We start from the raw sequence: 24,243 nt of genomic DNA on the forward strand, positions 1-24,243 counted from the left end.
GGTGGAGCCACACGTACTGCAGATCACCGAGAACGCCCTTCCTCTCCCCATCGTACCCAGCGCGGTGCAGCCGACTGCCGGGGGCGCCTCTCCCGACGCGAACCGACATCGTGAAGTGGGCGCGTGCGGCTCCTACCGAGCCCTCTCATACCGTCGAGTCGGGGTCCTCGTCGCCGCTTACCGCGAGCACATCGACGACGATCACCGTGATGTTGTCGCGACCTCCGTTCTCGAGCGCCGCGTCGACGAGCGCGTCCGCCGTCTCTTGAGCCGAGCCACCGACAGCGAGGAGGTGCCCGAGCCCATTGTCGGTGAGCTCTTTCGTCAGTCCATCCGAGCAGACGAGGAGCCGTGAGCCGGCGAGCACGGGGACGAGCCGGTAGTCGGGAATCGGCGCCTCGTGGAATCCGACCGCTCGGGTGATGACATTGCTGTGCGGATGCACGTCGGCCTCGTCCCGAGTGATCAGGCCGGCGTCGACGAGTTCCTGGACGATCGAGTGGTCGACCGTGAGCTGGACCAGCGCTCCGGAGAAGCTGAGGTAGACCCGCGAATCGCCGATATTGAAGACGGACCAGTAGGGTTCGCCTCCCACGACGGTGAGCGCGATTCCAGTGACGGTTGTCCCGGTGCCGCCATCCGCCGTGTGTGACTGCCGGGCGATGTCGCCGACCGCTTCGCGCAATGCGCGGTCGATCTCCTCCGCCCCGACCGTTGCCCCGAGTGCCGCCGTCGAGAGTCGTGAAACGACAGCCTCGCTCGCGACCTCGCCGGCCGCGTGCCCGCCCATCCCGTCGGCGACCGCGAAGAGGGGGCTTTTGGCCAGGTAACTGTCCTCGTTGGCGCTGCGGACGAACCCTGTCTCGGTTCGGGCTGCCCAGCCGAGAGTCACCTCCGCTGAGGGGGCGTCCGAGGTCCAGGCCGAGACGGGGACGGTGATGGACGCTCGGCTGCGGCCGATCTGCGTCATCGCGTCTCCTCGCTCTCACCCAGGCGCCCCGGGTCCTCGCCTGCTCCTGATCGTATCGGCTGGTTCGTGCCCGTCGTCGCGAAGTGAAGCGGGTATGACAGTGCAGAACGGCACTCGCATTGACGGGTCCGCGACAGCCGATTCCAACATCCGGAGCGGTCCTTTCGTGCGGATTCACTTGCCCGACCCTCTGACGACTGCCAGAATCACCACATGACGCCTTCCCGCCCTTCCTCTCAGCGCCCGGCTCAGCTCGACGAGGTCTCGAAGGCGATCATCGAGCAGCTGCAGGCCGACGGTCGGCGCTCGTACGCCGAGATCGGAAAAGCGGTCGGATTGAGCGAGGCGGCCGTTCGGCAGCGGGTCCAAAAGCTCACGGAGTCGGGTGTCATGCAAATCGTCGCGGTGACCGATCCGATGCAGCTCGGCTTTTATCGTCAGGCGATGATCGGGGTGCGAGTCACGGGAGACACCCGCGACGTTGCCGACCGGCTCGCGTCGATGCCTGCGGTCGACTATGTCGTGCTGACGGCCGGCTCCTTTGACATCCTCGCCGAGGTCGTCTGCGAGAACGACGACGACCTGATCGCCCTGCTCAACGAGGAGATTCGCTCGCTCCCGGGCATCCTCTCGACCGAGACGTTCGTCTATCTCAAGCTCCACAAGCAGTTCTATAACTGGGGAACGCGGTAACCGATGACCACCGAGACAGCCTTCTCGACTTCCGGCCTTGCGTCGGGCGAGCCCATCCGCGGTGCCGATGCACCGAGCGGGATCGACGACACCTCGCTGCAAAAGAAGGCACGAGACCATCTCTGGATGCACTTCACCCGGCAGTCCACAATGGACTCCGGTGCGGGAGTGCCAATCATCACCCGCGGCGAGGGTCACCATATTTGGGACAGCACTGGCCGGAAGTACATCGACGGGCTCTCCGGCCTCTTCGTCGTGAATGCGGGCCACGGACGCAAACGTCTGGCGGAGGCAGCAGCGAAGCAAGCCTCCGAGCTCTCCTTTTTCCCGCTCTGGTCGTACGCCACACCCTCGGCCATCGAGCTGGCCGACCGCCTCGCTCATCACGCTCCCGGCGACCTGAACCGCGTCTTCTTCTCGACCGGAGGAGGAGAGGCCGTCGAGACGGCGTTCAAGCTCGCCAAGCATTACTGGAAGTTGCAGGGCAAGCCAACTAAGCACAAAGTGATCTCCCGCTCTGTCGCCTACCACGGCACCCCGCAGGGCGCGCTCGCTATTACCGGCATCCCCGGCATGAAGTCGATGTTCGAGCCGATCGTCCCCGGGGGGTTCCGGGTGCCGAATACGAATTTCTACCGCGCGCCCGAGCACGCCGACGACCTCGAGGCCTTCGGACTCTGGGCGGCGAACCGCATCGAGGAAATGATCGAGTTCGAGGGCCCCGACACTGTCGCTGCCGTATTCCTCGAGCCGGTACAGAATTCCGGCGGTTGCTTTCCGCCTCCGCCCGGCTATTTCCAAAGAGTGCGCGACATCTGCGACAAGCACGATGTGCTCCTCGTCTCGGACGAGGTCATCTGCGCTTTCGGGCGCATCGGGCATATGTTCGCCTGCGACGAGTACGGCTACGTGCCAGACATGATCACCTGCGCCAAAGGCATGACGAGCGGCTACTCCCCCATAGGCGCGACCATCGTCAGCGATCGGATCTACGAGCCCTTCCGCCACGGTCAGGTCGTCTTCCCGCACGGGTACACCTTCGGCGGGCACCCCGTCTCGGCTGCGGTCGCCCTCGAGAACCTCGACCTTTTCGAAGAGGAAGGTCTCAACGAGAGGGTGCGAGAGAATTCGCCTCGCTTCCGCTCCACGCTCGAGAAGCTCCTCGACCTGCCGATCGTGGGCGACGTACGCGGCGCCGGCTACTTTTTCGGAATTGAACTCGTCAAAGACAAGGTGACGAAGGAAACCTTCGACGAAGACGAGTCTGAGCGGCTGTTGCGGGGCTTCCTTTCGAAGGCGCTGTTCGACGCGGGCCTGTACTGCCGGGCGGATGACCGTGGAGACCCGGTGGTGCAACTCGCTCCTCCATTGACCATCGGGCAGAACGAGTTCGATGAGATCGAGCAGATCCTGCGGAGCGTTCTCACCGAGGCATGGACGCGCTTGTAGGCACTGGGGAGGGCCGCCGATCATGCGGCGTAACGGGGCGGTAGGGCTCGAACCGCTTGCGTCTCCGGGAGATTCCCGCCAAGGGCAGCGGCGAGGCGCCGAGCGCCGACATGGTGCGGGTCCAATCGCACTGCGTCGTGCGCGAGCCTCCGTGCCTCGTCGGCGCGTCCGTCCCCCGCGAGTAGGCGGGCGAGCACAACAAGCACGGCGGCACGCTCTGTCTCCGGCGCGAGTGCCGCCGTACGAGCGAGCAGTTCGACCAGTGAGGGTTCGGCCCGCGAGAAACGAGGGCTTGCGGCGCGGCTCAGGAGCAGCACTCGATCGGCTCCTGCGCCGCGCTGAACCGCGACGATGAGAGCGGCCGAGCTCGCTGTCTGCACCGGCCCCGTCGGCCCCTCGACGGCGCGTCGAACCAAGTCGTCCACGCCCGCGAGGATCGCCTTCGGCAGCTCGGCTCGCGGATGCCGGTCGAGGAGTCGGTCCACCGCGGCGGCAACCGCAAGGGACTCCTCGCGATCGACCTCGGGAACCAGCAGCGTCGCTCCGCCCTCGAGGGTGTCGCTCGCTTCACCGCCCCTCCGCTGCGCCGCCCGCGGATCCGACGGCCCAGAAGAAAAGCGTCCCTGCCTCTCAGAGGAAGCAGTCCGGCGCCCGCACACATCCTCCGGTTCGATGCCAGGGCGGAAAGCCGACGGCCTCCAGTCAACGTAGTCGAACCGCCCGAGCGCTGCGAGACGAGTGCAGAGGACGCGTTTCTCCTCCGAGAGGAGGACGACCGACGACACACAGGGATCGCCTGACCGAAACGGCAGGCCAGTGCGGAAGTGGGCGAACGGAGACGAGGAGCGCAGCAGTGATGGAGTCATGTGCCGATCCTGCCCAGGAAGAAGAGGCCCGTGCGAAAGCGGTGACGCGGTCGTCGGAGAAAGTGCCCTATTCGCCGGTTGTGGAGGGAGCTAACCCACCGGTTGTCGTGAAGCAACTCCTGGGGAGCGGTCGCGCCGCCGCGTACCGTCGAGAGACGACGACAGGAGCGTTCATGAGCCACCAGACCACACCCCTGAGGTCGAAGGACAGGACGAGCAGCCTCACATCTGGCCTGGTCCTCATCGCCTTCCTCGCGATCTCCTTCGCGGTCGCGGGATTCGGCACAGTGTCCACCCTCTCCAACGTCGACGGCTGGTACGCCACTGCCGAGAAGGCTCCCTGGTCTCCCCCGAACGTGTTATTCGGGCCCGTCTGGACAGTTCTCTACACCCTGATGTCCGTCGCCGCCTGGCTTGTCTGGCGACGACGTGATGAGCGGGGCGCGGGTCGGGCCCTTGCGCTCTACGTCGCGCAGCTCGTCGTGAACTGTTTGTGGACGCCGATTTTCTTCGGCGCCTATCCCTTGATCGGCCCGTCGGCGCTCTGGATCGGCCTCGTGGTCATCGTGGCCCTCGACGTGCTCGTGTTCCTCACGCTGGTGGCCTTTGCGCGGCACTCCAGGCCGGCTGCCGCACTGCTCGTGCCCTATCTCGCCTGGGTACTCTTTGCCGCAACCCTCAACGCCGCAGTGGCCGTCCTCAACGGCTAATCGTCCCTCCACAGGTAAGAATTCGGCACTCTCTCCACCAGAGTCCGATTTCCATCGGTCAGGCCGCGGCGCCGCCGTTACTCTCGACGCATGAGAACCACTCCACTCCAGGTGCAACGTGCCTCCAGCCCGCTCGGCCGCATCGAGGTCGGCAGTGATGGCGAGTCGATCGTCTCGCTCTTCATCGAGCAAGCCGGTCGGCTCCCGCACGAACACCTCCCGGAGTCGCGGCTCTCGGTGCTGGACCGGGCGATCGAACAGTTGGGTGAGTATTTCGGCGGGGTGCGACGCTCCTTCGACCTTCCGGTGGCGTTGCAGGGAACACCCTTCCAGCTCGAGATCTGGCACCAGCTTCAAAGGCTCGGCTTCGGCGAGATCACCTCCTACGGCGAACTCGGCGCAGCGACCGGCCGCCAGCACTCGGGCCGCCCGATCGGCGGAGCAGTGGGCGCGAATCCGGTGCCGATCATCATCGGCTGCCACCGAGTGCTCGCCGGCGACGGCCGCATCACCGGCTTTAGCGCAGGTGAGGGCATCACGACCAAGGCGTGGCTGCTCGATCATGAGGGAATTGCGCACCGATGAGTTCCGTCGACGGCCTACGCCTCGGCGAGGACGGGATCGTGCGTTGCGCCTGGAGTGGCACGGACCCGGAGTACATCCGTTATCACGACGAAGAGTGGGGCACTCCACTGCACGGCGATCGGCCGCTTCTCGAAAAGATCTGCCTCGAAGGATTCCAATCGGGGCTGTCCTGGCTCACGATCCTGCGCAAACGGCCGCGCTTCCGCGAGGCCTTCGCTGGCTTCGATCCGAAGGTGGTCGCCGCGATTGATGCGCAGGATGTCGAACGGCTCATGGACGACAGTGGAATTATTCGCAATCGCGCGAAGATCCTGGCCACCCGTGACAACGCGCGCGCGACCCTCGCGCTCATCGAGCGCGACGGCGTCGGAGCGCTCGACCGTCTCGTCTGGTCCTTCCACCAGGACGGCGAGGAGGACCACATCGTCCGCCTCGGCGATGTCCCGTCCACAACACCCGCCTCGGTCGCTCTCGCCCGGGCTCTTAAACAGGAGGGATTCCGCTTCGTCGGGCCGACCACGGCCTACGCGCTGATGCAGGCCACGGGGGTCGTCGACAATCACCTCACGGGCTGCGCACGCCGTCGGTGATCCCTCCTCAGCCTCGGAGACTTTCAACCTCCGGAACCTCGAGATCGAGTTCACCCGAGTCGCGCTGGCGGGCAAGCGTGAATCCGCGAGACGAAGCCCACTCCGACAGTTCGTCGAGCGACTCAGTAGAGACGCGGTCCTGCGCCAGAGCCCGGACGAAACAGCCCTTACCGCGCTTATTGAAGTGATTGAGCGAACGCAATCGTCCATCTCCATCCCGTGTGCAGACCCGAACGAAGAAGCGGCGCTCCCCCGCCTCGAGGGGTCCCAACGCGGCGTACGCCTCACTCCGCAGATCGAGGACGAGCCCGGAGTGCGCCGACAGGGCCCGCCCCGCCTCCGCCGCCCACCACCGTCGCAGCGGCATCCCGGGCACTCGGGAGTCGTGCGACAGCCGATAAGCCGGGATCAGGTCAAGAGCCCCGACCGGTCCCCAGAGAGCAGACTGGATGACGACGCTTCGTCCGAGCGCCTCGCGCCCGCCCGCGTCAAGACTCGCGGCGTCAAGGGCATCGAAGAGGACGCCATCGAAGCGGTCTGCCGCCGCCAGTCCCGGTGCAGATGCCAGCGCCGCATTGCGATCGACCTCGCCGAGCTGCCGTGGCCCCAGCTTCAACGCCGTGGCCGAAAGCTCTCGATCGGAGGAGAGTGTGATAAGCGCGTCCCGCAGGGCACGCCGCTTTTCCACCAGCTCAGGAAAGGCGAGCGCCTCGAGCGCGAACGGCACGGTGCCACCGTCTCGCTTCGTCTCCGACGGAGGGAGCAGAATCTGCACGGAATTCCTTCGAGCAACAACAGGACACACGACGGAGGGACCCGACGATCGCGTCGATCGCCCGGTCCCTCCGTCGCCGCGATGAGCGGCTAGTCGTCAGGCGAGCGCCGCCTCGCGAGCAACGACGGTCACGACATCGTTCTCGACAGAGAGGAATCCGTCCTCCGCCCGCGCAGTGAAGCGGGTGCCGTCCGCGGCCGTGACCCGGACTTCGCCCGAGGCGAGGATCGCGAGCAGCGGCTCATGGCCGGCAAGGATGCCAATCTCGCCCTCGACGGTGCGGGCCGTGAGCTGCTTCGCCTCCCCCGACCACACCTCCGCATTGGCAGAGACCACGCTGACCTTGAGAATCCCGGCCATGATCAGCCGTTCTCCTTCTGGATCTGCGACCACTTCTCCTCGACGTCCGAGATCGAGCCGACGTTGAAGAACGCCTGCTCGGCCACCTGGTCGAACTCACCCTTCGTGATCGCGTCGAACGACTCGATCGTGTCCTTGAGCGGGACCGTGGAGCCCTCGACGCCGGTGAACTTCTTCGCCATGTAAGTGTTCTGCGAGAGGAACTGCTGGATTCGGCGCGCGCGGGACACCGTGATCTTGTCCTCTTCCGAGAGCTCATCGACACCGAGGATCGCGATGATCTCCTGCAGCTCCTTGTTCTTCTGCAGGATCTGCTTCACATTCGTCGCCACCCGGTAATGATCGGCGCCCAGGTAACGGGGGTCGAGGATGCGCGAGGTCGACGTCAGCGGATCGACGGCCGGGTAGAGGCCCTTGGACGCGATCTCGCGCGAGAGCTCGGTCGTTGCATCGAGGTGCGCGAACGTGGTCGCCGGCGCCGGGTCGGTGTAGTCGTCGGCAGGAACGTAAATCGCCTGCAGCGAGGTGATCGAGTGTCCGCGCGTCGAGGTGATGCGCTCCTGGAGCACGCCCATCTCGTCGGCGAGGTTCGGCTGGTAACCCACCGCGGAGGGCATGCGGCCCAGCAGGGTCGAGACTTCCGAGCCGGCCTGCGTGAAACGGAAGATGTTGTCGATGAAGAGCAGCACATCCTGCTTCTGCACATCGCGGAAATACTCCGCCATGGTCAACGCAGACAGAGCGACGCGCAAACGCGTTCCCGGCGGCTCGTCCATCTGGCCGAAGACGAGAGCCGTCTTGTCGAAGACGCCCGCCTCTTCCATCTCGGCAATGAGATCGTTGCCCTCACGCGTGCGCTCGCCGACGCCGGCGAACACCGAGACACCACCGTGGTCCTGCGCGACGCGCTGGATCATCTCCTGGATGAGGACGGTCTTGCCCACACCTGCGCCACCGAACAGGCCGATTTTGCCGCCCTGGACGTACGGAGTGAGGAGGTCGATGACCTTAATGCCGGTCTCGAAGAGTTCGGTCTTGGACTCGAGCTGGTCGAACGCGGGCGGCTTGCGGTGGATGGGCCAGCGCTCGGTAATCTCGAACGATTCGCCATTGATCTTGCCGTCAGCATCGGCGTTGAGCACCTCGCCGATCACGTTGAAGACCTTGCCCTTGGTCACGTCGCCGACCGGGACCGAAATCGGTAGGCCGGTGTCGTGGACCTCCTGGCCGCGGACGAGTCCGTCGGTGGGGTTCAGCGAGATGGCGCGGACGAGGTCATCGCCCAGATGCTGTGCGACCTCGAAGGTCAGCTTGCTCGAGACGCCCTCGACCGCGACATGCGTATACAGGGCGTTGTATACCTCGGGAATAGCGTCGTGGGGGAACTCGATGTCAACGACGGGGCCGGTGACGCGGGCGATACGGCCAACGGCCCCGCCCGACGTCCCGGTCGCCGCCTCAGGTGCGGTCAGTGTCATTGCTTCTTCCTTCTGTGGTCTCACCGCACCCGGAGGGCGGAGTCGAAACTGCGGGGAGTCGTCCTACTTGGAGGAGGACAGGGCGTCGGCGCCGCCGACGATCTCGGCGATCTGCTGCGTGATCTCGGTCTGGCGGGCGTTGTTAGCCAGTCGCGTGTACGTCTTGATGAGCGTGTCCGCGTTGTCGCTCGCCGACTTCATCGCCTTCTGGCGAGCAGCGTGCTCCGAGGCTGCCGATTGCAGCATCGCGTTGAAGACCCGGCTCTCGACGTACACGGGCAGGAGGCGGTCGAGGACCGTCTCGGGGTCGGGCTCAAACTCGTACAGCGGATAAAGCTCGCTGTTCTGCTCCTCCGCCCCCTCGACGACCTCGAGCGGAAGGAGTCGGACGACGGTCGGCTGCTGGGTGACCATGCTGACGAAGCGGTTGTAGACGAGATGAATTTCATCCACGCCCCCCTCCTCGTCATCGAGGTTGTACGAGTCAACGACCGCGTCCGCAATTTCCTTCGCCGTCTCGAACACGGGCTGGTCGGTGCCGCCCGTCCAAACGCGGACGCTGGCCCGCTTCCGGAAAGAGAAGTATGCATTCGCCTTCCGGCCGACGAGGTAGAAGACGACCTCCTTGCCCTCACTGCGCAGCAGGGCGGCCAGCTCCTCGGCCTCCTTCAGCACACTCGACGAGAACGCGCCAGCCAGGCCGCGATCAGACGTGAAGATCACGATCGCGGCTGTGTCCAGCTTCTCCCGCTCGGTCGTAAGCGGATGCTCGACGTTCGAGTAGGTCGCGACGGCGGACACAGCACGCGTAATCGCGTTCGAGTACGGCGCCGCGGCAGCGACGCGGTTCTGCGCCTTCTGAATGCGCGAGGCCGAGATCAGCTCCATGGCCCGAGTGATCTTCTTGGTCGTCTGGGCCGAACGAATCTTCGACCGGTAGACCCGAAGTTGCGCTCCCATGTGTCTCCTGTTGTCCTAAAGTGGCGAATCGTCGGGATGGCGCTGGTCAGCGACGACCCTTGACAATCTTTTCCTGGCCGACCTGGTCGGCCGCGATCGCCTGGTGCTCCTCGCGTCCGACCGAGGCGAGCGGCTTGCCCTCACCGGTCTGGAACTCGAGCTTGAAGCCATCGACGGCACGGTTGAGTTCGGCGACGGTGTCGTCGGAGAGCACATTTGTGTCGCGGAGGGTGCTGAGGACCTGGGTGTTACGGCCCAGATAGTCGAGGAGCTCGCGCTCGAAGCGCAGGACGTCAGGCACCGGCACCTCGTCGAGCTTGCCGTTGGTGCCGGCCCAAATCGAGACGACCTGCTCCTCCACCGGGTACGGCGAGTATTGCGGCTGCTTGAGCAGTTCTGTGAGGCGGGCTCCGCGGGCAAGCTGACGGCGCGAGGCAGCGTCAAGGTCCGAGGCGAACATCGCGAAGGCTTCGAGCGAGCGATACTGCGCCAGCTCGAGCTTGAGCGTGCCCGACACCTTCTTGATCGACTTGACCTGAGCGTCGCCGCCGACCCGGGAGACCGAGATGCCCACGTCGACCGCCGGACGCTGGTTGGCGTTGAAGAGGTCGGACTGGAGGAAGATCTGGCCATCGGTGATCGAGATCACGTTGGTCGGGATGTACGCCGAGACGTCGTTCGCCTTGGTCTCGATGATCGGGAGACCCGTCATCGAGCCGGCACCGAGCTCGTCGGACAGCTTCGCGCAACGCTCCAGCAGGCGGGAGTGCAGGTAGAAGACGTCACCCGGGTACGCCTCGCGTCCCGGCGGGCGGCGCAGAAGGAGCGAAACTGCGCGGTAGGCCTCGGCCTGCTTGGAGAGGTCATCGAAGATGATCAGAACGTGCTTGCCGCCGTACATCCAGTGCTGGCCGATGGCCGAGCCGGTGTAGGGAGCGAGGTACTTGAAGCCGGCGGGGTCGGACGCGGGGGACGCGACGATCGTCGTATACTCCATCGCTCCGGCATCCTCGAGCGCACCCTTCACCGAAGCGATGGTCGAGCCCTTCTGGCCGATAGCGACATAGATGCAGCGGACCTGCTTGTTCGTGTCGCCCGACTCCCAGTTGGCCTTCTGGTTGATGATCGTGTCGATCGCGATCGCCGTCTTGCCGGTCTGCCGGTCGCCGATAATGAGCTGACGCTGGCCACGACCAACGGGAATCATCGCATCGATGGCCTTGATGCCGGTCTGCAGCGGCTCGTGGACCGACTTGCGCGACATCACGCCGGGGGCCTGGAGCTCAAGAGCGCGGCGCCCGACGGAGACGATCTCGCCAAGCCCATCGATCGGGTTTCCGAGGGGGTCAACGACGCGGCCGAGGTAACCGTCGCCGACGGGGACAGAGAGGACTTCGCCCGTGCGAGTGACCTCCATACCCTCCTCGATACCGGAGAACTCGCCGAGGACGACGACGCCGATCTCGTTCTCGTCAAGGTTTTGGGCCAGGCCCAGGACACCGTTGGAGAAGCGGATGAGCTCGTTGGCCATGACGCCGGGGAGGCCCTCGACGTGTGCGATGCCGTCGGCGGCGTCAATGACGTAGCCGACCTCAGTGGTGGAAGCCTTGCCCGGCTCGTACGACGAGACGAAGTCCTTCAGAGCGTCGCGGATCTCATCCGGGCTGATGGTGATATCTGCCATGGGAATTCCTATTCGTTGGGTCCGTGCGAGCCGAAGAGGTCGTCGGGGCCTGACCTGGATGGTGCGGAGGGTCGAGGGCAGCGCCCTCTGAGGATACGTGCGCCCGCTAGGACGCGAGTTGACGTTTCAGGTCGGACAGCCGTGCGGAGACGGTGCCGTCGATGACCTCGTCGCCGACATGCAGGCGCATCCCGCCGAGAAGGTCAGGCTCGATCACGACGGTGACGGAGACCGGACGACCGTACTGACGCGTGAGGGCCGTGCGGAGCCGGTCCAGTTGGTGTGACGAGAGCGGCCCCGCGACCGAGACCGTCGCGAGAATGTACCCGCCCTGGTCAGCGACGAGGCCTGCAGCGAACCGGATGAGTTCCGGCACCCGTCGACCGCGCGGGTGCGCGATCACCTGACGGAGGATCGCCAACGACTCCGCGGACGCCTTGCCCTCGAGCAGGCGCTGCACGAGGGCAAGCTTTGAGTCGGCCGAGGCCAGCTTGCTCCCGAGTGCAAGCTCGAGCTGCGCGTCCGACGCGACCACAGCGCCGAACGAGTGCAACTCCGTATCGAGCGAGACTCCAGGGGTGACGGAGGATACGATCGCGCGGATCCCGACCTCCTCGATGCCAGCGATGAGCTCGTCGGCGCTCGACCAGCGATGACCCGCGATGACGGTCAGCAGTCGAATTGCCGAAGTATCGAAGCGCCCAAAGACGCGGGCGACGAGAGCACGTTTGGTACCTGCTTCGACGCTCGGATCGACGAGGGCGGAGCGGAGCTGCGCCTGCCCGTCGATGACTCGGGCCGCCTCAAAGAGCTGCTGCGCCGCCTCAAGCGGCACGGAGCCGTAGAAAGCGGAGACTTCCGCCTTCGCGGCCGCGAGCGCCTGTCTGGACGCGCTACCCATCAGTTGCTCGCCTTCTCCGAGGCCTCAAGGTCGGCGAGGAATCGGTCCACGATTGCGGACGCCTTCGCGTCGTCACTGAGGCTCTCGCCGATCACGCCCGAGGCGAGATCGATCGCGAGGGTTCCGACTTCGGAGCGGAGCGAGACCACGGCGGCCTGACGGTCCGCCTCGATCTGGGCGTGCGCGTTCTGGAGGATGCGCTCGGCCTCGACTTGCGCCTGCTCCTTCTTCGCCGCCACGATCGCGTTGCCGTCGGCGTTCGCCTTCTCGCGAATGACTCCGGCCTCGGCGCGTGCCTCGGCCAACTGAGCGGTGTACTTCTCGAGGGCGGCCTCGGCCTGTCGCTGGGCCTCGTCGGCCTTCGCGATGTTCCCCTCAATCGCGGCGGAGCGAGCATCCAGCATCTTCTGCAAGCGCGGCAGGACCAGCCTCCAGAAGAAGAACAGCAGGATGAGGAAGATCACCCCCGACCAGAAGAAGTCGTAGAACTCCGGGATCAAAATGACCGCGGGGACGTCACCTTCTTCCGCAGCGATGTTCACAGCGGTGCCGAACACGACTACGCCGCGAAGATGAAGTAGGTGGCGAGGCCGATGAGCGCGAGCACCTCGGTGAACGCGATGCCAAGGAACATCGTGGTCTGGAGGCGGCCGGCCATCTCGGGCTGGCGCGCCATGGCCTCGACGGTCTTGCCCGCGACGATGCCGACACCGATACCGGGGCCGATCGCTGCGAGGCCGTAACCGACCGTCGCGATGTTGCCGGTGAGTTCGGCGAGAACGGTGACTGAGTCCACGAGTGGGTCCTTTCAGTGGGGTGGTCGTGAGAACGGGCGGGAGCCCGTGAGTAGTGGGGTCAGTGCTCCTCGGCGACGGCCAACTGGATGTAGACCGCGGTGAGGAGCGTGAAAATGTAGGCCTGAAGGACGGCGACGAGGAGCTCGAACAGCGTGAACGCACCGCCGAAGGCGAAGGTCACGACGCCGAAGAGCTTGAAGCCCGGGTCGATCTGAGAACTGAAGAGGAAGAACTGCGTGGCCGAGAAGCACAGCACCAGAAGCAGGTGCCCGACGATCATGTTCATCACGAGCCGCAGAGCGAGCGACAGCGGACGGATGATGAAGGTCTGCAGCAGCTCGATCGGCGTGAGGATGAAGTAGATCAAGAACGGCGCTCCGGGCGGGAACAGCGCGTTCTTGAAGAAGCCCATCCCGCGGTCCTTGATGCCGGCGTAGATGAACGTCACATACGCAACCAGTCCGAGGAAGAGCGGCATGCCCACCACGGACGTCCCCGCGATGTTCAGGAATGGCACGACGCCGGTGAGATTCATCGAGATGATCGCGAAGAAGATCGTCACGAGGATGGGGAGGAACCGCCGAGCATCCTTCTCGCCGAGGATGTCCTTCGCGATCGTGATGCGCACAAAATCGAAGGCCATCTCGACGACGCTCTGAAAACGGCCAGGCACGAGGCGCAGCTTGCGCGTTCCGAGCCAGAAGAACAGCATCAGCGCGATGACCGCGATGAAGCGGACCAGCATGACGCGATTGATCTCGAAGGGGGTCCCCTCGAAGAGGAAACCGGGCGGGAAGAACTCGGAGATCGACGGGGTGTGGAAGTCACTCTCACCGGTCGAGGACGAGACCAACAGGTTCACAGCGTTAGCAAACAGCGCTAGCTCCTGGAATTCGGGGCGTGGCACGGTGCAACCGAACGAATCGAATCGTTTGGATGCAACGCTCTCGCGACGACGAAAGGTGGGGTTTCCGCTCGGACGGCGTTCGTGCTCGACGACCGACATCACCGATGAGACGACCTGGCGGCACGTTCGCCTGCGGGATTTGTTCTACTGTAGCAACAGAACGGCCTGGGAGCCGAATCGTGATTCTCTCAGGGAGCGTTCGGCGCGTGCTCATCGAGCGATGTCACTGACATGTGGGAGGCGCGAACGCGAGACCACGACGACGTCGATGACCAGCGATCCAAGCACGGCGACGATGATCGTGACGAACATCGCCGTGCTGTTCAACCAGGGCTGATTCCTCAGCACCAGCGCGGCGATGACGAACAGTACGAACTTAGCGAGCCAGGTGCCGAGGACAACGGCGAAGAAGCCGCCGATGTCGAGCCGGTTAGCAACGAGGATGCTCGCCGCAGTGAGCAAGACCATCGCGCCGCCCACGATCGCGCCGACGAGCGCTCCGACAGCGCCTTCTCCCCCGGCGGCGAGCCCGCCAACAATGGTGCCGACAACCGCGAGGGCAAGCACGAAAAGCCCTCCGACGACGAGAGTGCGCCGCAGCACAGGCACGGAGGCGAGCTGCGGGCGGGGAGTGGCCGGGGAGGCTCCGGTCATGATGCTTCCTTCCGCGCCACGGGCGACGCTGTCGTGGGCCGGTCGTCTTGGAGGTCAACGGACGGACGATGCCGCTCCGTCGAGGACGCGCGGTCGAGGGGATCGAGCACAGGAGACGCCTCCGCGGACTGCGCGGCCGCTTCGAGCTTCTTGCGGCGGCTGAGCGGAGCGAGCGTGACGACGGTACACACCAGAAGTCCGACGCCGAGAAAGACCAGTGGGACCCAGAGGACATCGGCCACGAACATCAGCAGACAGCTGACCGCGACCACAGCGGTCCAGGCGTAGAAGATCAACACGGCGTGCAGGTGCGAGTGCCCCATATCGAGCAGGCGGTGGTGCAAATGCTTGCGATCGGCACTGAACGGCGACTTGCCGGCGCGCAGGCGGCGAATCACCGCGAGTCCGAAATCCATAAGGGGAACCACGAGGATCGCGAACGGCAGGATGATCGGGATGAAGGCGGGCAGCAGCTCCTTCGCCTTCAGCTGCGCCGGATCGATCTGGCCCGTGACCGCGATCGCTGACGTCGCCATCAGCATCCCGACCAGCAGTGCGCCGCCGTCCCCCATGAACATTTTCGCGGGACGCCAATTGATCGGCAGAAAACCGGCGCACGCCCCGACGAGGACCACGGCGATCAGCGACGCGAGGTTGAAGTAGTCGGTCGGCGAGGTCTGCTTCACCAGCAGATAGCTGTAAAGGAAGAAGACGCCGTTGGCGATCAGCGCGACGCCAGCCACGAGACCGTCGAGGCCGTCGATGAAATTCAGGGCATTGGTCACCAGGACGATCGCCAGCACGGTGATGATGAGCGACATCCACGGCGAGCCGACGGTGAGACCGCTGATCGGCAGCGACACGATCTGCACGCCCTTCCAGGCGATGAGCCCCGCGGCGATCATCTGGCCGGCGAGCTTGGTCGTCCAGTCCAAATCCCAGATGTCGTCGGCGACACCGATCATCACGATCAGCAGACTCGCCCCGAGGATCGCGAGGATCGGCGTGGGGTTTGCGAAAACCAAACGGAAGTAGGGCAGCTGAGAGGCGATCCCGAAACCAACGAGCATCCCGAGGAACATCGCGATGCCGCCGAGGCGCGGGGTCGGCCGGGTGTGCATGTCGCGCACCCTGATCTTCGGGTACAGCCGGTACTTCAAGCTGAGCTTCCAGATGACCCACGACAGCGCTCCGGTCACGAGCGCGACGGCGAGCGAGACGAGCGCAAAGGTGATCACGGGTTACTCACCCGGGGCGGAGTCGCTGCGCGGGGCGCCGTCCGTCGTCGTCGCGTCCTGCAGGCGCGCTCCCGAGGCCCAGTCCGGGCGGGCGGCGGCGGGCTGCGCGGAATCGGAGATGGATCCACCCGTCTCCTCGATCTCCTGATCCGTCGAAGCAGCGCCTTGATCGGTCGACGCAGCGCCAGCCTCGGTCGAAGCGACATCCGGGTCGGCGAGCAACTCACCGACGACCTCGCGGATTCGCTCGGCTGAGACGACGCCCTGGCGCAGAATGCGCAGCGTGCCACCATCGAAGCTGAGCGCGGTGGCGTCGACGATCGTCGACGCCTCGCTCGCGCCCGTCGAGCGCTCGGAGTAGCGAGAACCCGTGGTGCCTGCGTCGAGGTAGACGTCGACGGAGTCGCCGAGCTGATCCAGCGCATCCTGCGCCGTGGTTGCTGAGGGCTGCCCCGTCCGGTTCGCGGACGAGACTGCGAGGGGGCCGGTCTCTGCGAGCAGCTCGATCGTCACCGGGTTGTCGGGCATTCTCAGGGCAACGGTGCCTCGGGTCTCCCCGAGGTCCCAGATCAAGGACGGCTGCGCATGCAGCACGATGGTCAGGCCGCCCGGCCAAAAGGCTCGGGCAAGATCGCGCACCGCCTCCGGCACGTTCTCAGCCAGCGCATCGAGCGCGGCCACGTCGCCGATGAGGACGGGCGGCGGCGACTGCCGGGTCCTACCCTTCGCATCGAGCAGGCGCTGCACCGCGGAAGCATCGAATGCGTTGGCCGCGACACCGTAGACAGTGTCAGTGGGGATCACGACGAGCTCGCCGCGGGCGATGGCCGTCCGAGCGAGACGGGTGCCGGTCAGGAGGTCCGTGTCGACGGAGCAGTCGTAGATGCGTGCCATAACGAAACGATGATACCGGCGCACCACCCGCGCGGCGGATGATTGTCGCGTGTCATCCGAAAGGGGGGCACATTCGCGCCTGGAAAGACGTCCCTTCGCGACTGCGCCACCTCACCAGACACGGGCAGCGGTTAGGGTTTTGCACCGTGCAGATCCTTCCGTTACCTATCGCCCGCAAGAGAGTCCTCGCCGCCCTGACTGCTGCAGCGCGCGCAGGCCGAGTCGGCGCATGAAGGGGATCATTCTGGCCGGCGGCTCCGGGTCGCGGCTCTGGCCCATCACCAAGGGCATCTCGAAGCAGCTGATGCCGATCTACGACAAGCCGATGGTCTACTACCCTCTGTCGACACTGATGATGGCGGGCATTGACGAGGTCCTCGTGATCACCACCCCCGAGTACAATGCCCAGTTCCGTGCACTGCTGGGCGACGGATCGAGCCTGGGGATGCGCATCACGTATGCAGTGCAGCCCTCGCCCGACGGGCTGGCGCAGGCGTTCCTGATCGGGGAGCACTTCATCGGCGACGACTCGGTCGCGCTGATCCTGGGTGACAACATCTTCCACGGCACCGCGCTCGGCACGGCCCTCACGGCCAACACGTCCGTCGAGGGAGCCGTGATCTTCGCCTACCAGGTCGCCGATCCTCGAGCGTACGGCGTCGTCGAGTTCGACGATGAGTTCCGCGCCGTGTCTATCGAGGAAAAGCCGGAACATCCTCGGAGCACCTACGCGATCCCCGGACTTTACTTTTACGATAACGACGTCGTAGGAATTGCGAAAACGATTCTTCCTTCCGCCCGTGGCGAGCTGGAGATTTCGACGATCAACGAGCGCTACCTGGAGGCCGGCACGCTTAACGTGCAGGTCCTCGATCGCGGTACCGCTTGGCTGGACACCGGCACCTTTGACTCGATGATCGAGGCGACGGAGTTCGTGAGAGTCGTCGAGCAGCGCCAAGGCCTTAAAATCGGCTGCATCGAGGAGATCGCTTGGCGTAACTCCTGGATCAACGACACCCGCCTCGCCGAGCTGGCGACTCCGCTCGCCAAGAGCGGATACGGCGCATACCTCCAACGCCTACTCGCCCTGTCCACGATGTCACTAGGACGCTGACAATTAGCGCACTCCAAGCGTGCGCTAGCGTCGTCCGGGCGAGCACTCCCCTCCTCGCCCCCTTTTCTTCTCTTCTCTTCTCGACACTGTAGGAGCACACGTGCGGATTCTCGTCACCGGTGGCGCCGGCTTCATCGGAAGCAACTTCGTTCACCTCACACTTCGCGAACGTCCGGATGCGCACATCACCGTGCTCGACAAACTCACGTATGCCGGCAATCTCGCATCGCTGGCTTCTGTTGCCGACCGCATCACTGTCGTCAAGGGAGACGTGGCCGACGCCGAACTCGTCAATCGCCTGGTCGCCGAGAGCGATCTCGTCGTGCATTTCGCCGCAGAGTCGCACAACGATAACTCGTTAGACGATCCAACCCCGTTCCTCAAGACGAACGTCATCGGCACCTTCACGCTTCTCCAGGCGGTGCGCGCGCACGACGTCCGCTACCACCACATCTCGACCGACGAGGTCTACGGCGACCTCGAATTGGATGACCCGGCAAAATTCACCGAGCAGACCGCCTACAACCCATCAAGCCCCTACTCGTCGACCAAGGCCAGTAGCGACCTGCTGGTTCGTGCCTGGGTTCGCTCGTTCAACGTGAAGGCAACCTTGTCGAACTGCTCTAACAACTACGGCCCCTACCAGCACGTCGAAAAGTTCATCCCCCGCCAGATTACCAACCTCATTGATGGGCTTCGTCCGAAGCTTTACGGAGCCGGGGAAAACGTGCGCGACTGGATTCACGTCGATGACCACAACAGCGGTGTCTGGGCAATAATCGACGGCGGCGAGATCGGCGAGACTTACCTCATCGGAGCAGACGGCGAGAAAAACAACCTCGAGGTAGTGAAACTGATCCTTGCCCAGTTCGGCCAGGCCGAGGACGCCTTCGATCACATCACCGACCGCCCCGGGCATGACCTCCGCTACGCGATCGACTCGACGCGCCTGCGCACCGAACTCGGCTGGACCCCGCGCTACACCGACTTCGAGTCGGGCCTGGCCGCGACAATGCAGTGGTACCGCGAGAACGAGGCGTGGTGGCGGCCACAAAAGGCGGCGACCGAAGCGAAGTACTCGGCCCAGACTGCGTAGTACACAGCGGCAACGGACTGACGAGCGCCGCATAAGAGGATTCCATCGACAAGCGATACAGGGAGACGGCAAGACAATGCGTGTTTTGCACGTCACAGAAGCATTTGGCGCCGGCACTGCGGGAGCCATTAAGCAGTATGTCTCCGCACTTCCCGAGCATGAGCACTCCCTCGCGTTCAGTGAACGAGCGGAGGCTCCAATCGATGAATCCGCGCTTGCTCTCTTCACGGGCATCGAGCGGCTTCCGGTGGGTCACTTCCGTCGAATCCGCGCCATTCGGACTTTGACGGCCGGTGGCCGCTTCGACCTCGTGCACGCGCACTCCTCGTATGCAGGCACCTATGTGCGCCTGGCGAGAACCCGGCGCTCGGTGCCAATCGTCTACACTCCACACTGCCTCGCATTCGAGCGGCGCGACCTGTCTCGCTCCGTTCGTGCCGCAATTCGGATCCTTGAAAACCTCCTTGCCGTCAATACGACAGTCTTCGCCGGCTGCTCCCCCTACGAGACGATTGTCACCTCGAATTTTATTGGCGGATCATCGGCACGAGCCGTGTACGTCCCCAACGTGAGCGCCGGCGACGTGCGTCTAGCACAGCCCCATCCGGGGCAGGACAAGGCGGTGCGGATCCTAGGTATAGGGCGCATCGCACCGCAGAAAGACCCACAATTTTTCGCCGACACTGTCATGGCCCTTCGCGCTCGGCACTCTCACATCACAGCTACATGGATCGGCGACGGCGAACCAAAGCTCCGTCGCCAGCTCGAACTCGCAGGAGTACACGTCACAGGGTGGCTCACGTTCGCACAGGCGCGCGCAGCATACAATTCGGCGCCGTCTATTTACCTTCACACCGCGCTCTGGGAGGGCTTCCCCCTCTCGATCCTCGAGGCGGCGAAGGCCGGTGTGCCCGCCGTGATCCGGGAGCTACCGCTCTATCGCGGAATCGATATTCCGGGTCGAGTGGCGACCCCGCATCACGCTGCAGCCGAGGTCATCGCTCTTCTCGCAAGTGATCAGGCGTGGCAGGAGCGGATTTGGCACCTTCGGTCGGCGCTCGCCGACAACCGATCGGATGTACAGACCGCCCGTCTTCAGCACGCCTACAAGATTGCCGTCAACCAATGAGATCAAAGCCTTTGGTCGTGGTCAACGCCCGACACCTGACCCAGGCGACGACAGGCGTGCAACGCTTCGCCCACCAGATTTGCGAGCGCCTCAGCGAGCTAAGGCAAGATGTGGTGTTCGTGGCTCCTCAAGGTGATCTTCAAGAATCGAGTTTTCCAGTCCTTCAGATCGGGCGACTCCGGGGACACCTTTGGGAGCAGGTAGAGTTACCCCTCTTCCTTAATGCCCGTGGGCATCCTCTGCTCGTGAACCTCATGAGTACTGCGCCCGCCCTTTATCGCAACCAGATCATGACTCACCACGACATCACCTACGTGCGTCATCCAGACAGCTTTTCGTGGTCTTTTCGAACCCTCTACGGAGTTCTGACTCCTGCGTCACTGAGATCATCTCGGGCTATCGTGACTGTCAGTGAATTCTCACGGCAAGAGATCAGCGGTCACTACGGCATTGCTTCTGAAAAAATCACCGTCGTACCTAATGCGGTAAGTGGGATCTTCACGCCCGGCTCCACGCGTTCAACGGAGCGTTTCCTCCTCGCCGTCTCATCACCGAACAAACATAAGAATTTTGACGCGATGGTTCACGCTTTCGAGCAGGCCAATATTCCCGCCGACTTCTCACTAAAGATTGTCGGCACTCAGTCAGCATCATTTTCGCGCGCGGCTCAATCGCACAATTTGGCTCGAGTCCACTATCTCGGTCGCCTGTCCGACGATGAACTTGTCGAGGTATATAGAAGCGCCACCGCATTCCTCTTCCCTTCACTTTACGAGGGATTTGGTATTCCGCCGCTCGAAGCCCAGGCCGTTGGCACACCAGTCCTCGCCGCATATGCCGCGGCGATTCCAGAGGCTCTGGGGGACAGCGCACTTTACTTTGACCCGTCGAGGGCGGGAGACATGGTGTCTCGGATCGAAGACATCGCCACCGACAGCTCACTCCGCACCGAATTGACAAACAAGGGTTACTCGAACGTCCGTCGGTACTCGTGGTCCAGCTCTGCACGTCAGCTCAACAATCTTATCGAGGAACTGCTCTCAGCGAAGTAGCGCTTTCGATCGAGCATTATTCGTTACCGGTGACTCCCTTGCGGGGGGCATTGATAGTCTCGTCTCCAACTACCCTTGCGAGGGCGATAGCGGTCGATCTTGACCTATCGCAGGGAGGCGAGACGCTCATGCCATCTAAAATGGTTGCGCTATCTATTGCAACAGCTTTGTCCCTCGGTGGGTTCGTCAGCGGTACGACCACGGCCATCGTTTTCGCGGGTCTTCAGTGGACGGTTGGCGCCGGTTCCTGGTCGGCCTCGGAGGGCAAAATGGTCGCTCAAGCACAGGCCGCTAATGGATACAGCGACGCCCCTATTGACAGCGGCGCGTCGATAGAGTCGACGTTTTCCGTATCGAAATGGGACGCCACGTCTTGGGTGGGTATCAGTCAAAAGGACGTAGACGGTGACGTAAGAGCACTGCGAATACGCGTGGCCTCGAACTCACTGTCCTGGCAAGTTCATGACGGAAGGGGTCTCCCCCTTGATGGGACCACGATGGTCCGCGGAGGAACGGAACAGGTCCCTACAACCGCCTCCACATTCACACTAGGCCTTAACCTTGTTGGCACACAGCTTTCTGTGATGGTCGCTGCTGACGACAAGCCAGTTCTTTCAACCGCCGTCGACTGGACATCGCGCGCGAGTGGTATTGGGACCCGAGGGGGCTTAATCGTCCGAGACACCACCGCCACCTTTAGCAGCTTCACGACAGCGAACGCTTTGCCTGATACTGCGGCCGTTCTCGGCGGAGCTTGGTCCGACTCCGCGTGGACATCCAATGCCAGTGGTGGCGTATCACTTGCGCCGAACTCGCGAAAGTCTGCTACCGCGTACGAGGTCTCTGACTCTCTCGCTGCGTCGTACGAAATCTCCCTTGACGGGCGTCACCGGTCTGGGGCGTCAAGTCAGTGGCTCGGCCTTGCCACCAACGATAGGGCAGAGGACTCACCGAAAGGCTTCGTCTTTAGAATCTCTTTCGATGCGTCGGGAGAAATCGGGCGCTGGCAGCTTCACCGCAGTGCCCCGGCACTGACGAGCGCGACCCTGCTCAACTCGGGAACGTTTTCGGGAGCCAACGCAGGAACCCAGTTCCGCCTCTCGCTAGCCGTCACCGATTCGTCATCGATGGTTGCAAGAGTCACCCGATTGGACACTAATAGAGAATTAACTCGACTTTCCCTTAATGGGCTTTCATCGATCATCCCGCGCGGAGGAGTTGCGGGAATCTATGCAGTCGACTCAAAGCCGACAGTCACTGCCTTCGTACGGAAAAATGTCGGCACCGATCGTCCCTTCTCCGTGGTTTCATCATTCTCAACTCCGGATAAAGGCACTCCGGGGCCGAATATGCAGGCGCAGCGAGGACGATGGAAGATCGAGAATGGACGGCTCGTTCCGGCTGCGATGGATCCCGCTGGCAGCAAACGCGCCATCGCCGTCGTCACGCGTCCAGCAACGACAGATACCGACTGGAACACTAGCACCGATATCCTGCTGGACCGCTCTGCAAACCCTCTCGGTGAGTCCGGGCTTGTCTCTAATTCTATCAGAACCGCTGCCTGGAATTACAACCAGATCGGATTATTCGCATCTCTTCCCAGCACGACGTCGCCCTCCGCCGCCTGGCGGCTCGTTCAGATCATCGAGAACAAGGAGACCCTCATTCAGCAGGGAACGATCCCTGTCGCAGGGACCGCATCTCTGACGCTGAGAATGATGCACAAGAAGGACTCTGATACTGTAGAGGCAGTTGTGATCGGCGCCGGAGGATCACAGGCAACGGGAGCCGGCTCGGTCGATGCTAGCCTCTTCGACACTGGAAAGCCAGGGCTGTGGACACGCACTGGTGGGGCTTCCTTCGACAATTACACTTACGACACGAAAGCCGGAGCGTCTGCACCGATTCCGACGTCCACTCTCGCCTGGGAGCCGAAGACCGCGACGATTATGAGTCCGCTCGTCGACAATCGCCCGACCGTCGATGAGCGACTCGTCGTGGACAAGACTTTCGCTCGCTCTCCCGTGCCACAGGCCCTCCTTACCACAGCGAGTAAACAGTACGTCGCATACTATGACTCCGAGGGCTACATGTCCGTGGCGGTACGACCACTGGATAAGACTTTCGATGAGGGCGAGAAGCGGCGACTTCCCGGAAATCCATCCGACCTGCGCACGGCGAGCGACACGCATAACCTGATTGCTATAGCCGTCGACAAAGACGGTCGGATACACGTTAGCGGGAACATGCACGGACGCTCCCTCCTCTATTTCATGACCGATACGAGCGGTAGTCTGACCAGCTTTAGTCAAGTCAAATCCCTTGGGTTTCCAGAAGATGAGAGTTACATCACGTACCCTCGCTTCATTTCATCGGCGGCTGATGGTCCTTCCTCCCCACTCGTCTTCGGCTTCCGAGCAGGAGGCAGCGGTGACGGTAGCTGGGTGTATTTCCAGTTCGACGGATCATCGTGGACCCGGTTGAGCAGGATCTTCGGCGACCGAACGCTTGCCGGCCGCACCGTGAGCGCCTACCCGGACGGGCCGGTGAAGGGGCCGGACGGACGCTACTACGTCGCCTGGAACTGGAGAACATCGACCGATGTTTCGCAGTCATCTCGCGTCTCGTTCGCGGTCAGCAACGACCTGCAAACCTGGCGCGCCGCCGACGGCAGCACACTATCGTCACCGATCTCCTACGACGATACAAAGGCAATCGTTGACGACGTCCCTGAGGGCTGCGGCCTAGCCAATGGGCTGGTACAGCTCGGCTTCGACAGCGCCTCTGCACCAATCGTGGTCTACTCCAAGCTCGACTCCTGCGGCCCAGATGGAAGCAATCAGCTCTATGTGAGTCGATGGTCTAACGGAAGCTGGCTGAACAAGCAGGTCTCGGATTGGTACGGACACTGGCAACCCTCCGGGACGTCGAGCGTTGAGTTCCAGATGTCCATCGACACACCAGTAGTGCCACGCGGCACGAACTACCTCGCCGTGTCGTATCGGTATGGAAAGACGGGGAGGTACTTTATTCTCGACGGAGCGTCGCTCGATGTCCTCTTCGAGACAGAGCGCGCGAGTCGCCTTCCGATGCTTCCATTGCTGCCGGATTCTACCTACCAATGGAATTTCGTCGACGGCTCAAGCACTGGAGATGCGGCAGACTGGATGCTCGTGTGGACCAGCTATCCGGGAAACAACGACCGTGACAACGGGAAGCCGACCTCGCCGCAGGATCTCTTCGTGGTCAAAGTCACCAAGTCGGCTCTTACTCCGCCCGCAGAGTGAGAACCCGGCTTCTCCGGCCGCACCACGTGCTGAGAAATGATTGACGTTCTTGCA

24 protein-coding genes are annotated in these 24,243 nt (G+C 63.4%); 10 read left to right on the plus strand and 14 right to left on the minus strand.

Annotated elements, in window-relative coordinates; all coding sequences use genetic code 11:
* Window positions 1–145: 145 nt before the first annotated feature.
* The gene (locus tag B0H03_RS08270; protein WP_104264384.1) at window positions 146–970 is read right to left on the minus strand and encodes a PP2C family protein-serine/threonine phosphatase; all 825 of its coding nucleotides are present in this window, start codon (window positions 968–970) and stop codon (window positions 146–148) included.
* Between the two features lie 213 nt (window positions 971–1,183).
* On the opposite strand from B0H03_RS08270, the gene B0H03_RS08275 reads away from it, so the two are divergent.
* The gene (locus B0H03_RS08275; protein ID WP_104264383.1) at window positions 1,184–1,663 is read left to right on the plus strand and encodes an Lrp/AsnC family transcriptional regulator; all 480 of its coding nucleotides are present in this window, start codon (window positions 1,184–1,186) and stop codon (window positions 1,661–1,663) included.
* A 3-nt stretch (window positions 1,664–1,666) separates the two neighbouring features.
* Window positions 1,667–3,112: an aspartate aminotransferase family protein gene (locus tag B0H03_RS08280; RefSeq protein WP_104353987.1), complete on the plus strand. Its 1,446-nt coding sequence runs from the start codon at window positions 1,667–1,669 to the stop codon at window positions 3,110–3,112.
* A gap of 20 nt (window positions 3,113–3,132) precedes the next feature.
* Here B0H03_RS08280 and B0H03_RS08285 read toward each other — a convergent pair whose 3' ends face one another.
* Window positions 3,133–3,978, minus strand: a complete 846-nt coding sequence (locus tag B0H03_RS08285; protein ID WP_104264381.1) for a hypothetical protein — start codon at window positions 3,976–3,978, stop codon at window positions 3,133–3,135.
* Between the two features lie 173 nt (window positions 3,979–4,151).
* On the opposite strand from B0H03_RS08285, the gene B0H03_RS08290 reads away from it, so the two are divergent.
* The 3 genes from B0H03_RS08290 (at window position 4,152) to B0H03_RS08300 (ending at window position 5,863) form a co-directional block, all read left to right on the plus strand.
* Entirely contained in the window at window positions 4,152–4,688 is a 537-nt protein-coding gene (locus tag B0H03_RS08290) for a TspO/MBR family protein (RefSeq protein WP_104264380.1), read from the plus strand.
* Window positions 4,689–4,778: 90 nt separating this feature from the next.
* Window positions 4,779–5,273 carry a methylated-DNA--[protein]-cysteine S-methyltransferase gene (locus B0H03_RS08295; RefSeq protein ID WP_104264379.1) on the plus strand — a complete coding sequence of 165 codons (495 nt, stop codon included), beginning with the start codon at window positions 4,779–4,781 and terminating at the stop codon, window positions 5,271–5,273.
* Window positions 5,270–5,863: a DNA-3-methyladenine glycosylase I gene (locus B0H03_RS08300; RefSeq protein WP_104264378.1), complete on the plus strand. Its 594-nt coding sequence runs from the start codon at window positions 5,270–5,272 to the stop codon at window positions 5,861–5,863. The genes B0H03_RS08295 and B0H03_RS08300 overlap by 4 nt, the downstream gene beginning before the upstream one ends.
* Window positions 5,864–5,870: 7 nt before the next feature.
* On the opposite strand, the gene B0H03_RS08305 is transcribed toward B0H03_RS08300, so the two are convergent.
* The 12 genes from B0H03_RS08305 to B0H03_RS08360 all read right to left on the minus strand — a co-directional run bounded on the left by B0H03_RS08305 (window position 5,871) and on the right by B0H03_RS08360 (window position 16,511).
* Entirely contained in the window at window positions 5,871–6,638 is a 768-nt protein-coding gene (locus tag B0H03_RS08305) for a YaaA family protein (protein WP_104264377.1), read from the minus strand.
* A 96-nt stretch (window positions 6,639–6,734) separates the two neighbouring features.
* A complete protein-coding gene (locus B0H03_RS08310) occupies window positions 6,735–6,998 on the minus strand; it encodes a F0F1 ATP synthase subunit epsilon (protein WP_104264376.1) in 264 nt (87 codons plus the stop codon).
* 2 nt (window positions 6,999–7,000) lie between these two features.
* Complete coding sequence (gene atpD, locus B0H03_RS08315; protein WP_104264375.1) at window positions 7,001–8,476, minus strand: F0F1 ATP synthase subunit beta; 1,476 nt, start codon at window positions 8,474–8,476, stop codon at window positions 7,001–7,003.
* A 63-nt stretch (window positions 8,477–8,539) separates the two neighbouring features.
* Complete coding sequence (locus B0H03_RS08320) at window positions 8,540–9,436, minus strand: F0F1 ATP synthase subunit gamma (RefSeq protein ID WP_104264374.1); 897 nt, start codon at window positions 9,434–9,436, stop codon at window positions 8,540–8,542.
* A gap of 46 nt (window positions 9,437–9,482) precedes the next feature.
* Window positions 9,483–11,120, minus strand: coding sequence for a F0F1 ATP synthase subunit alpha (atpA, locus tag B0H03_RS08325; protein ID WP_104264373.1), 1,638 nt, complete (start codon window positions 11,118–11,120; stop codon window positions 9,483–9,485).
* A 106-nt stretch (window positions 11,121–11,226) separates the two neighbouring features.
* Window positions 11,227–12,021, minus strand: a complete 795-nt coding sequence (locus B0H03_RS08330) for a F0F1 ATP synthase subunit delta (protein WP_104264372.1) — start codon at window positions 12,019–12,021, stop codon at window positions 11,227–11,229.
* Entirely contained in the window at window positions 12,021–12,578 is a 558-nt protein-coding gene (locus B0H03_RS08335) for a F0F1 ATP synthase subunit B (protein ID WP_241560411.1), read from the minus strand. The genes B0H03_RS08330 and B0H03_RS08335 overlap by 1 nt, the downstream gene beginning before the upstream one ends.
* Window positions 12,579–12,580: 2 nt before the next feature.
* Window positions 12,581–12,817 carry an ATP synthase F0 subunit C gene (locus B0H03_RS08340; protein ID WP_055794702.1) on the minus strand — a complete coding sequence of 79 codons (237 nt, stop codon included), beginning with the start codon at window positions 12,815–12,817 and terminating at the stop codon, window positions 12,581–12,583.
* Window positions 12,818–12,876: 59 nt separating this feature from the next.
* The gene (gene atpB, locus B0H03_RS08345) at window positions 12,877–13,725 is read right to left on the minus strand and encodes a F0F1 ATP synthase subunit A (RefSeq protein WP_419956902.1); all 849 of its coding nucleotides are present in this window, start codon (window positions 13,723–13,725) and stop codon (window positions 12,877–12,879) included.
* A 210-nt stretch (window positions 13,726–13,935) separates the two neighbouring features.
* Window positions 13,936–14,379, minus strand: a complete 444-nt coding sequence (locus tag B0H03_RS08350; RefSeq protein ID WP_104264370.1) for a Cg1360 family ATP-synthase-associated protein — start codon at window positions 14,377–14,379, stop codon at window positions 13,936–13,938.
* Window positions 14,376–15,617, minus strand: a complete 1,242-nt coding sequence (locus B0H03_RS08355; RefSeq protein WP_181075042.1) for an MraY family glycosyltransferase — start codon at window positions 15,615–15,617, stop codon at window positions 14,376–14,378. Before B0H03_RS08355 ends, B0H03_RS08350 begins: the two co-directional genes overlap by 4 nt.
* A 3-nt stretch (window positions 15,618–15,620) precedes the next feature.
* Entirely contained in the window at window positions 15,621–16,511 is an 891-nt protein-coding gene (locus B0H03_RS08360; RefSeq protein ID WP_104353988.1) for an L-threonylcarbamoyladenylate synthase, read from the minus strand.
* Between the two features lie 229 nt (window positions 16,512–16,740).
* Between B0H03_RS08360 and rfbA the strand changes: the two genes are divergently transcribed.
* The 5 genes from rfbA (at window position 16,741) to B0H03_RS08385 (ending at window position 24,189) form a co-directional block, all read left to right on the plus strand.
* Window positions 16,741–17,625 carry a glucose-1-phosphate thymidylyltransferase RfbA gene (gene rfbA, locus B0H03_RS08365; RefSeq protein ID WP_104264368.1) on the plus strand — a complete coding sequence of 295 codons (885 nt, stop codon included), beginning with the start codon at window positions 16,741–16,743 and terminating at the stop codon, window positions 17,623–17,625.
* 100 nt (window positions 17,626–17,725) lie between these two features.
* On the plus strand, window positions 17,726–18,721 hold the full coding sequence (rfbB, locus tag B0H03_RS08370; RefSeq protein ID WP_104264367.1) for a dTDP-glucose 4,6-dehydratase: 996 nt from the start codon (window positions 17,726–17,728) through the stop codon (window positions 18,719–18,721).
* 76 nt (window positions 18,722–18,797) lie between these two features.
* Entirely contained in the window at window positions 18,798–19,850 is a 1,053-nt protein-coding gene (locus tag B0H03_RS08375) for a glycosyltransferase (RefSeq protein ID WP_104264366.1), read from the plus strand.
* Window positions 19,851–19,867: 17 nt separating this feature from the next.
* A complete protein-coding gene (locus tag B0H03_RS08380; RefSeq protein WP_202130014.1) occupies window positions 19,868–20,902 on the plus strand; it encodes a glycosyltransferase family 4 protein in 1,035 nt (344 codons plus the stop codon).
* A gap of 584 nt (window positions 20,903–21,486) precedes the next feature.
* Window positions 21,487–24,189 carry a BNR repeat-containing protein gene (locus B0H03_RS08385; RefSeq protein ID WP_160487288.1) on the plus strand — a complete coding sequence of 901 codons (2,703 nt, stop codon included), beginning with the start codon at window positions 21,487–21,489 and terminating at the stop codon, window positions 24,187–24,189.
* Window positions 24,190–24,243: the final 54 nt, after the last annotated feature.

It is taken from the genome of Rathayibacter iranicus NCPPB 2253 = VKM Ac-1602, assembly GCF_003149025.1.
Lineage (GTDB): Bacteria > Actinomycetota > Actinomycetes > Actinomycetales > Microbacteriaceae > Rathayibacter > Rathayibacter iranicus.